Here is a 10,151-nt window from a genome sequence, read left to right as displayed (position 1 = left end):
ATCGACCCGAAGTGGTCCTTAAACGTCCCCGCCTGGGAACGGCCGAATACTTGCCTTCTACGGACGTTCAGCAAGCTCGCATTTCGAAGTGACGACGGCAAAATCAAATGACATCTCGTTCGAAATTGCCAAAGGCGGCTAGTTCGAGTGGTTCCCACGTGAAGGCCTGTCCGACCGTGATGTACTTTCCGTCTGAAACGGACGACAGAAACAAACCGTACCCCTCCCGTACACAGTCATCGGCAAGCTGTCTCATCGGATCTGTATACGGAAACTGATGCAAATTCCATATCACGTGTTCGCGGCAAAAATCTGTTTTGTGCAGCGCAGCCAGATGAGCGAGCAATAACTGATGAAAGCCAAACTCCGTATGCGCAAAGATGAGGCCGCTCTTTTTATGATAAAGAAAGTGGCCGGTCAGCCCCGAACGCACGTCGACAAACACATCCGCAAGCTGCTCCGCGTAAGCGAAGCGCGCGTGCCGCCAGAGATAGCGGTCTAAGCCCTTTTCTATGGCAGGCTGTGGTACTGCCGTAAAACCCGACAGAAGCAAATGCGTTAGCTCGGGGGCATCACCAATTTGGTATCGCATATACCGATCTCGTGGCAGTCAGCAATCCATATCTGACAGCCGTTGCGCCTGTCGGGCCAACTCACGTGCTATCGCAACGGGTAGCCGCGACGTTAGCAGAACGTCGAAGTCTTTTTCGATCTCAGCGATGGACCGAGAGGTTGGCACGCTTGATGTATGTGACATTTCAGGAAGGTTTCGGTGGCCTTTCATGATCATATCAGTCTCAAGCAATACCGCAAGGAGACGCGGCCTTTCGCAACCTGTTCATCGAGCCTAGCGCTAAATGACCATCGGCGGCGTAGGGAGCGCGCAAGTTGGAACTATGAAGCGGTCGGCTGATGCTCAAAGAGGCGACGTTTCACGTGCTACAGATCTGCTTCCGCAAGGGTATGTTCGTGCTCGTGACCACGGCAGCATCTACTCGAGAAACTCTTTCGTCTTGCTCGCAACTTCGCGAAATGAATCAGCCACCGGCGTTCCGGTGGGCTAGTCGGAATGCGCGTGGCGTCACACCGCTGTATCGATGAAACACTTCGGTGAAATGCTGCTGAGTCTGAAACCCCGCGCGCGCGCCAACGTCCACCAGGGGAATGGTTTTCTCGCACAACATCGCCCTGGCAAATTTCACCCGTTCGAGTGTCACGTAACGATGGGGCGGGGTGCCTGTCGCCGTTTTGAAAGCGCGCGCAAAGTTTGATGCACTCATGTTCACCAGCACTGCGAGTTGCTCGACCAGAATGGTTTCGGCTATGTGCTCGTGAACGAAGGCTTCAATGCGAGTCAGCATTTGACGCGTAAGAGGCATGTCCGGCTCGGCCGCACCAGCACAGTGCCCGTAGCGGAGAGCGATGTGCACCGAGACGACATCGGCAAACGCGTCGGCGCAGGCAGCGTCGATGAGCTCCGCATGATGCAAAGCACCCAGTGTGTCCGCGGCCTCGCGCAGGAACGGATCCCAAAACCTGGACCATTTCGGAATCGCGTCAAACGCTACTTGCGAGACTTGCCCAAGTACGCCCGGTTTGAGTGCGATAACCCATCCATCGGGATCGTCGTCAGCGACCGTGGCTAACTGCGCCCCCACCGGAATAACTGCGACAAATGGTGCACTGATCAGAATGGAATGACCCCTTCCGGGACCGTCGCCGCCCGCAGTCTGCGCAACAGTGCTACCTGTCGGTATAACCAGGCGAGGTCCCTGCACCGAATTCAGGCCGCCATCGGTGAAAGCGATATTCATCGGTTGGCAGCGTAACCCCTTATCCGGGGTCGACCGCATTTCTTGCTTCATGACAAGCAGTAGTCTCCTCCCAAGTTACGTCGAATTCAAGGCTGCTTAAGGTGGATTCGTCATATGTGAAGCGACCCCGACCTCGTTTGGAGTCGCTGCTGAGCTATATCGCTGGGCAACTCAGACGACACTCGATCGGTTGTTAGCCGGGTTTCAAACCTGCACGTCCTTTCAGAATGCATTCTGCAGGCTGACGCTTATGCTGGATATAACGCAGCGTAAGCGATGGGGCTGCATGCGCGGTCAGATATGTTGCCCGACAACATCGTCATCATCGGCGTCTCATAAGTAGTTGGAGTGACAGATAGGCCGGTAAGGGTACGGTGATCCCTTCGCCCTTTGCAGATCTGCTACAGCAACAGCAAGGGTAGCGACAGCACTGTCAACAAAAGGTTTTGTCGATCTGCCTCCCTAAATTAACCAGGAAGATAACGAGCGCTCCTCGCTTCTCACGATCTCGTCCCGTTCGGGCTGGACCTCGATCAGTCTCTTCGCACACAAACGACTGCCACCCGTCCCAGTGCCCGCTGTTCCCATAAATTTAATCACGTGAAAAGCCCAGCGACGCGCCCTGAACTCACTCGAGCCGCACCGTCCCGCCCGGCTCATTCATCAACTCCCCGGCCACCTCTCTTAGGCACGCACTGAATAACTTCGCTGCAGGCAAGCTCGAATCGTCCCGCCAGTAAGCCACAATTTCACCCAGCGGTTCCAGCGGCGGCAACGGGAGCACCCGCATGCTGCCGCGCATTGCGTGAGGCTTTGCTATGGACATCGGCAAGATCGAAACAAAATCGCCGCTGCGTATCAAGGCAATATTCAACGCCAACGCGCTCGATTCGACCGCGCCGCTGCCCACTGCAATATCGTTTGCGGCAAGCGTCTCGACCAGCGTCGCGTACGCCGGCGACCCGTGCATCGGGGTGATCCAGCGAGCCGCGCCTAAATCAGCCCACGTCACGTGACGCCCGAGATCTCCCAACGGGTGATGCGCGCCGACCACGAACACAAACGGCTCGCGATGGACCACCTCCTGACGCAAGGTCTTTTGCGTGGTCGCAATCCGGTTGCGGCCAAGGGCGATGTCGAGGTCGCCGTCGTCCAGCATCTTGATCAACCGGTCGAGCGTGGCTTCCGCGAACGAAAGCGACGCCGACGGCGCGCGGCGCATGAACAGTTGCACTGAGTTAGTGACCAGCGGCTCGGGGATCGTCACCACCGCGCCGACCCTGACGTGGCCGCCGGTGCCGGACGCAAGCGCGCTGACATCGCGGCGCGCAAGTTCGATATGGCGCAAGACTTCGCGCCCGCATGCCACGATCACCTGGCCGATCCCGGTCAACTCCAGCGCATTACCGACTCGGTTCACCACCTGCACCCCGAGCGCCTCCTCGATTTCCCCGATCTGCTTCGAGATGGCTGGCTGGGTCACATGAAACGCCGCCGCGACGCGCGTGACCTGGCCAAGCTCCGCAAGGCATACGAGGATACGCAGATGCGGCAGCTTGAGCCCGCTGCGAAAGAAACGTTCGATCGGATCGCTGTTTTGCATGACAAGGGTTTTCCCCGAAAATACGGTTCGGCATAACGCTATGGTTATAACTGTCTCCGAAATCGTGATTTGCGGCAATACCTGCAACACGACTACCCTTTCGACACTGCCGCCAGAAGGCAACGGTCCCGTCGATCTAAAACGAGGACCCCACACAAATGATGAGACCGCGTGCCGAGCACGCGTACTGGAGACAGACCATGAGCGTCCCTTCCTTCGGACCCGAGCCGGGCCTTGCATCGGCCGATCCTCACAACGCCCTGCTCTACGCGAAACTGAGGCGGCGGATCGTGCCGTTTCTGTTTCTCGCGTTCGTGGTTGCGTACATCGACCGCGTTAACGTCAGCTTCGCCAAGCTGCAAATGCTGAGCGACCTTTCGCTGAGCGAAACGGTGTACGGCGCGGGAGCGGGCATTTTCTTCGTCGGCTATTTCTTCTTCGAGGTGCCGAGCAACCTGATCCTCAACCGCGTCGGCGCGCGCCGCTGGATTGCGCGGATCATGGTCACGTGGGCACTCGTGTCGGGCCTGACGATGTTCGTCAACGGACCGACATCGTTCTACGTCATGCGCTTTCTGCTCGGCGTCGCCGAAGCGGGATTTTTCCCCGGCATTCTGCTGTATCTGTCCAACTGGTTTCCTTCGACACGGCGCTCGCAGATCATTGCGCTGTTCATGACCGCGATTCCGGCGTCCGGCGCGATCGGCGGGCCGCTGTCGGGCTGGCTGATGGCGCATTTCGCGGGCACCTATGGTCTTGCCGGATGGCGCTGGCTGTTTCTGGTCGAAGGGATCGGCTCGCTCGCGGTCGGCATTGCGGCGTTCTTCGTGTTGCACGACCGGATCGACAACGTGCACTGGCTCAACGCCGACGAAAAATCGCGCCTTGCCGCCGACCTCGCCCGCGACGCGATCACGCGCACCGAAACCTCGGCGCGAGGCGCTTTTGCCAGCAAGCGCGTGTGGCTGCTCGGGCTGCTGTACTTCTGCATCGCAATGGGCAATTACGGCCTCGCGTTCTGGGTGCCGACCATCATCAAGGCAAGCGGCGTTGCCAGCCTGGGCAACATCGGCTGGCTGTCGGCGGTGCCCTCGCTGATCAGCGTGGTCGCGATGGTACTGATCGCGCGCCACGCTGACCGCCACGACGAACGCCGCGTGCATGTCGCGGTCTGCTGCGCGATCGGCGCGCTCGGTTTGCTTGCTTCAGTGCTGTTTGCGTCGAACGTCGCGGTGTCGATCGCGGCGCTGGTCGTCGCGGCTATCGGCATCAATTCGATCGCGCCGGTGTTCTGGGGGATTCCGACCGCTCTGCTCGGCGGTGCTGGCGCGGCGGCAGGGATCGCCGTAATCAATTGCACCGGCAACCTGGCCGGCTTCGTGAGTCCGTTCATCGTCGGACGGCTGTCCGATCTGAGCGGCGGCAAGCTGTTGCCGGGAATGCTCGCTATCGCCGTGGCGTTGTTGATCGGCGCGGCGATCGTGCTGCGCATGCCACTCAAGCGCGCTTCCGCTGCTTCGGCGAGCGCGCCTAATTCCAGCATTCCACAGAGGACTTGAATATGACGCAATCGAGCAACCCCGTCTGCGTGGTGACGGGATCGGCTTCCGGTATCGGCGCGGCGACCGCGCTGCGCTTCGCGCAAGCGGGCTGGTCGGTGGCGATAGGCAACTTCGACGACAGCACGCGCGAAGCAGCGCTGGCCGTCGAAGCGGCCTGCCGCGACGCCGGCGCGTCCACGCTGATATTCGACGCGGATGTCGGCAACGATGCGCACTGCCGCCGCGCGATGGATACCGTGGCGAGCCGCTGGCGACGTGTCGACGCGCTGATCAATTGCGCGGGCACGACCCGCGTGATTGCGCACAACGCGTTCGACGAGATCGACGCTATCGAGTTCGAGCGCGTGTACCGCGTGAACCTGATCGGGCTGTATCAGATGACCCGCGCAGCAGTGCCATTGCTGCGCGAATCGGCCGGCCTATCGACGGTGAAACGCAGTACCAGCGTGGTCAACATTTCGTCGCTGGCGGGTCTGAACGGCACCGGGTCGTCGATCGCGTATGCGGCGTCGAAAGGCGCGGTGAATACGCTGACGCTCTCGCTTGCGCGTAGTCTCGCGCCGCATGTCCGCGTCAACGCGATCGCGCCCGGCATGGTCGACGACGGGCTGTTGGTGCGCGTGCTCGACCCGCAAGCCTATGACGGCGTGCTAGCGAGAATGACCGAACAGGCACCGCTCAAACGGGTGTCGATGCCCGCCGAAATCGCGGACCTGGCCTGGTTTCTCGCGACGCAGGCGCCTGCAATGACCGGCCAGGTGATCGCCGCGGAAAACGGCTTGCTGCTGAACGGCGGTTGAGCGAAGTTGAGCCGCAACGGACGGCAGTTGGCGGCGCGCGCAGTTGAACGAACCATCGCCTGAGCACTGCACGAGTTTCAAAAGAAAACGGACTTTCCCACATGACCAATCTGCATAAACATCGCTCGCGCAGGGTGACCGACGGCGTCACGCGGGCGCCGCATCGCGCGTTCCTGCACGCTACCGGTATCGACGAGGAATCCATGCAAAAGCCGTTCGTCGCGATCGTCGATACGTTCGGCGAGAACACGCCGTGTTCGATGTCGCTGAACCAGGTCTCCGACAACGTGCGCCTCGGCATTGCAGCGGGCGGTGGCGTGCCGATCCGCGGTTCGGCGATCTCGGTGTCGGACGGCACGTCGATGAATCACTCCGGCATGAGGATGAGCCTCGTGTCGCGCGAAGTGGTTGCGGACAGCGTCGAGCTTTTCGTGCGTGCGCATAACTACGATGCACTGATCGGCGTCGCCGGTTGCGACAAGACCTTGCCCGGCATCCTGATGGGCATGGTGCGCGTCAACGTGCCCGGCGTGTTCCTGTTCGGCGGCGCAATGCTGCCCGGCGTCGCACCCGGCCAGTTGCCCGGCGGCGCCGGCACCGGCGTGCAACGCCAGGCGACGATTCTCACGACAATCGAAGCGGTCGGCACCACGCAGCGGGGCGACATGAGCCGCGCGCAACTCGACGCCATCGAAAAACAATGCACGCCGACGGCCGGATCGTGTCCCGGCCAGTTCACCGCGAATACGATGGCGATGGTCGCGGAAACGCTTGGCCTCGCGCCGCTGGGCTCCGCGATGGTGCCCGCCGTCTACAGCGAACGGATTGCGATTGCGCGCCGCGCCGGCGAGACAGTCATGCGTATCCTGACGCAAGGCGGGCCCTTGCCGCGCGATCTCGTTACGATGGAAAGCCTAAAGAACGCCTGCGCGGCGGTTGCCGCAACCGGCGGTTCGACCAATGCCGCGCTGCACATTCCTGCCATAGCGAACGAGGCCGGTATCCCCTTCACGCTGGACGACGTGCAACGCGTGTTCGCGAAGATTCCGCTGATCGGCGATCTGCAACCAGGCGGCCGCTATCTCGCGCAGGATCTGCATCACGCGGGCGGCGTGCCGGCAGTGTTGAACGCGCTGCTGGCAGGCGGCTTCCTGCATGGCGATGTGCCCGCGCTCGGAGGCGGCACGCTCGCCGAAGCATTGAGCGCGTTCAGCGGACCGGACGGCACCGTCGTGCGTGCGTGCGACGAGCCGCTCGGCGAAAACGGCGGACTCGTGATCCTGCGTGGCAACCTCGCGCCGGACGGCGCATGTCTGAAAATCGCCGGGCTCAAATCGCTTTCGTTCACGGGCGCGGTGCGTGTATTCGAATGCGAAGAAGACTGCATGGCGGTTGTCGCGGCGCGCGATTACCGCGAAGGCGACGTGCTCGTGATCCGTAACGAAGGGCCGAAAGGCGGTCCCGGTATGCGCGAAATGCTGAGCGTGACGGCAGCGATCTACGGTCAGGGCATGGGCGAGAAAGTGGCGTTGTTGACCGACGGTCGGTTTTCGGGCGCGACACGTGGCATGTGCATCGGCTATGTCGGCCCGGAAGCGGCGGCGGGTGGCCCGATCGGCCTGTTGCGCAATGGCGACCGTGTGCATATCGACGCGCGCGCGGGCATTCTGCGCGTCGACCTGTCCGACGACGAACTCGCCCGCCGCCGCGCCGCCGCGCCCGCGCGCGCGCCGCGCCGGCTCGCGGGGGTGCTCGAAAAATACGAAGCGTTGGTGCGGCCCGCGCATCTCGGCGCGGTGACGCATTCAGGCAACGTCGAATGGCCGTACGACGAGCCCACACCCGGCGACGACGGAGCCGCCGCATGACCAGCGCCCGCCTCGGTTTTTGCGGGCTCGGCAAGATGGGCTGGCCGATGGCGCAGCGTCTCGCCGACGCGGGTCATGCGCTGCGAGTGTGGAATCGTTCGAACGAAAAGGCTGCGGCATTGCAGGCGTCGGCGACGAATTGCGTGGCATGCGAGTCGCCGGCTCAGGTCGCGGCCGGCGCCGACATCGTGATGCTATGTCTCGCGGACGCGGCGGCGGTCGAGGCGGTGGCGTTCGGCGTCGACGGACTCGCGAGCCGCGCGCGCCGCGGCGCCACGCTGGTCGATCATTCGACGCTCGCGCCGTCGCAAACCCGAGCCTTTGCACGGTGCTGGCACGAACAGACCGGCGGCGACTGGATCGACGCGCCGGTGTCGGGCGGCACGTCCGGCGCTGTGGCAGGCACGCTGGCGATCATGGCGGGCGGCGACGCCGCGCTGATCGAGACGTTGACGCCGATCCTTCTTGGTTTCGCCGCGCGCGTCACGCGCATGGGCGGCAGCGGCGCGGGACAGGCCACGAAGCTGGCGAATCAGACCATCGTGATGACGACCATCGCGGCGCTCGCCGAAGCGACCCGGCTCGCCCGCCATGCCGGCATCGACACGGCGCGGATTCCCGCCGCGCTCGCCGGCGGCTGGGCCGATTCGGTGCTGCTGCAAACGTTGATGCCGCGCATGAACGTGCCACATGTGCAGGCCTCCGGCACGATCCGCACGATGCTGAAAGACCTCGATGCCGTCGAGTCGCTGGCGCGCGAGAGCGATACGACGCTGCCGGTCGCAGCGTTGGTGCGGCGCTGGCTGACGCAGGCGGTCGAGCAAGGTCTCGGCGACGCCGATATTTCGCAGATCGCGACGGTCGAATTGCAAACGGCCGCGCCCGAATGACAGAGCGGATTTCTGGTTTCTAGCGAACACCGGCCGTCGCTGCACGGCAGACGCGCCGGATCTACAGATAAGCCATGAATCTGGAGACACGATGCAGAACCTCGAAGCGGTCAACGTACGCAGTGCTTCGTTCAATCGCCTGACGGCGGGTCAGTGGCGGCTCATCATTCTCGCGAGTCTCGGCGGCGCGCTGGAGTTCTACGACTTCGTCGTCTATGGTGTGTTCGCGCAATTCATCGGCCGCGCGTTCTTTTCGATGCTCGACCCGATGATGGCGCTGCTGCTGTCGTTCGCGGTGTTCGCGATCGGCTATCTATCGCGGCCCATCGGCGGCGCGGTGCTCAGCTGGTTTGGCGACCGCTTCGGGCGACGGCGCGTGTTTATCGTCTCGGTGATCGTCGTGTCGCTGTCGACCATCGGCATGGGGCTCGTGCCGACCTACGCGAGCTGGGGCATCGCCGCAACCTTCACGATCATCCTGTTGCGGCTCGTGCAGGGATTCTGCCTTGGCGGCGAACTGCCCGGGTCGATTACCTACGTGGTCGAAACCGTGCCGCGCCGCGCAGGCCTTGTCTGCGGGATCGTGTTCTTCTGCGTCAACTCAGGCGTGTTGCTCGCGGCGGCCGTCAACCTGGGCGTGCATGCCGTCCTGACGCCGGACGACGTCGCGGCTTACGGCTGGCGCTTCGCGTTTATCTTCGGCGGCGTGATCGGGCTGCTCGGTTTCTGGCTGCGCCGCAAGCTCGAAGAAACGCCGGAATTCGCGCATATGAAGCAGTTCGCCTCGAAGCACCCATTTGCCGAACTGCTGCGCGAACACTGGCGGCCCGTGCTGCTTGGCATTCTGACAACCTGCGCGACGGCCGGCTACAACGGCCTGCTGTTTGCGCACATGCCCGCGTATCTGGACAAGGTGCTGCACTACGATCCGCATCAGGTCGCCCTCGGGCAGAACGTGGCGCTGGCGACTGCGTCGATCGGCATTCTGATCGTCGGGCGGATCGGGGACAGCGTGTCGCGCCGCCATCTGATGCGCGCAGGCGCCCTGCTGCTGATCATCCTGACGATGCCGTTCTATCACGCGGCAGTCAGCCACCGGATGGATCTGATCGTGCTGATGCTGCTCGGCGGATTGGGCGCGGCGCTGATCAACGGTACCTTTGCCTGCATCATCGCGGATATGTTCCCTACGCGCGTGCGCTTTAGCGGCGTCGCGCTCGCATTCAATCTCAGCTTCACCCTCTTCAGCGGCACCGCGCCGTTGATCGGCACATGGCTGATCAGTCGCACGGGTGATCTCGCCGCGCCGGGCTATTTCATGGTTGCGTGTGCGTTGCTGACGTTCGTGGCGACGTTCGGGCTGAAGGCGCTGAGTGGGAAAATCGCGGCGCCGGTCGCCCCAGCGACGGCTTGAACGTCGGATGATCTTTTGAGCCGCCGGGTTCACCGTCGCGCCGCGCCCGGATCGAAGGCCTGACCGGCTATAGAAGCATCGGCCAAGCCTCCTCGACTGGTCGGCGCCCAATCGCCGGATAAGCCCCCCTCGCTTTAGGTGGCATGCTCCGCCCCGCCCTGTTCGAACTCTACGATGCGCCGCCCGATCGCCCAGTAGCT

At 62.7% G+C, this 10,151-nt stretch carries 8 protein-coding genes; 5 read left to right on the top strand and 3 right to left on the bottom strand.

What is annotated here, in order from left to right:
* Positions 1–103: 103 nt before the first annotated feature.
* The 3 genes from P0D80_RS43425 to P0D80_RS43415 all read right to left on the bottom strand — a co-directional run bounded on the left by P0D80_RS43425 (position 104) and on the right by P0D80_RS43415 (position 3,417).
* The gene (locus P0D80_RS43425; RefSeq protein WP_408293234.1) at positions 104–592 is read right to left on the bottom strand and encodes a hypothetical protein; all 489 of its coding nucleotides are present in this window, start codon (positions 590–592) and stop codon (positions 104–106) included.
* A gap of 445 nt (positions 593–1,037) precedes the next feature.
* Entirely contained in the window at positions 1,038–1,865 is an 828-nt protein-coding gene (locus P0D80_RS43420; protein WP_408293231.1) for an AraC family transcriptional regulator, read from the bottom strand.
* 577 nt (positions 1,866–2,442) lie between these two features.
* The gene (locus P0D80_RS43415; protein ID WP_408293227.1) at positions 2,443–3,417 is read right to left on the bottom strand and encodes a LysR family transcriptional regulator; all 975 of its coding nucleotides are present in this window, start codon (positions 3,415–3,417) and stop codon (positions 2,443–2,445) included.
* A gap of 200 nt (positions 3,418–3,617) precedes the next feature.
* Between P0D80_RS43415 and P0D80_RS43410 the strand changes: the two genes are divergently transcribed.
* From P0D80_RS43410 to P0D80_RS43390, 5 genes are all read left to right on the top strand, one after another.
* Entirely contained in the window at positions 3,618–4,976 is a 1,359-nt protein-coding gene (locus P0D80_RS43410; protein WP_408293223.1) for an MFS transporter, read from the top strand.
* A gap of 2 nt (positions 4,977–4,978) precedes the next feature.
* Positions 4,979–5,779: an SDR family NAD(P)-dependent oxidoreductase gene (locus P0D80_RS43405; RefSeq protein ID WP_408293219.1), complete on the top strand. Its 801-nt coding sequence runs from the start codon at positions 4,979–4,981 to the stop codon at positions 5,777–5,779.
* Positions 5,780–5,880: 101 nt separating this feature from the next.
* Positions 5,881–7,647, top strand: coding sequence for a dihydroxy-acid dehydratase (ilvD, locus tag P0D80_RS43400; RefSeq protein WP_408293216.1), 1,767 nt, complete (start codon positions 5,881–5,883; stop codon positions 7,645–7,647).
* Positions 7,644–8,537: an NAD(P)-dependent oxidoreductase gene (locus P0D80_RS43395; protein ID WP_408293213.1), complete on the top strand. Its 894-nt coding sequence runs from the start codon at positions 7,644–7,646 to the stop codon at positions 8,535–8,537. Before ilvD ends, P0D80_RS43395 begins: the two co-directional genes overlap by 4 nt.
* 91 nt (positions 8,538–8,628) lie before the next feature.
* Positions 8,629–9,951, top strand: a complete 1,323-nt coding sequence (locus tag P0D80_RS43390; RefSeq protein ID WP_408293209.1) for an MFS transporter — start codon at positions 8,629–8,631, stop codon at positions 9,949–9,951.
* Positions 9,952–10,151: the final 200 nt, after the last annotated feature.

The organism is Paraburkholderia sp. RL17-373-BIF-A, from assembly GCF_046030175.1.
Taxonomy (GTDB): Bacteria; Pseudomonadota; Gammaproteobacteria; order Burkholderiales; family Burkholderiaceae; genus Paraburkholderia.
This window is presented reverse-complemented; position numbering and strand designations above follow the sequence as displayed.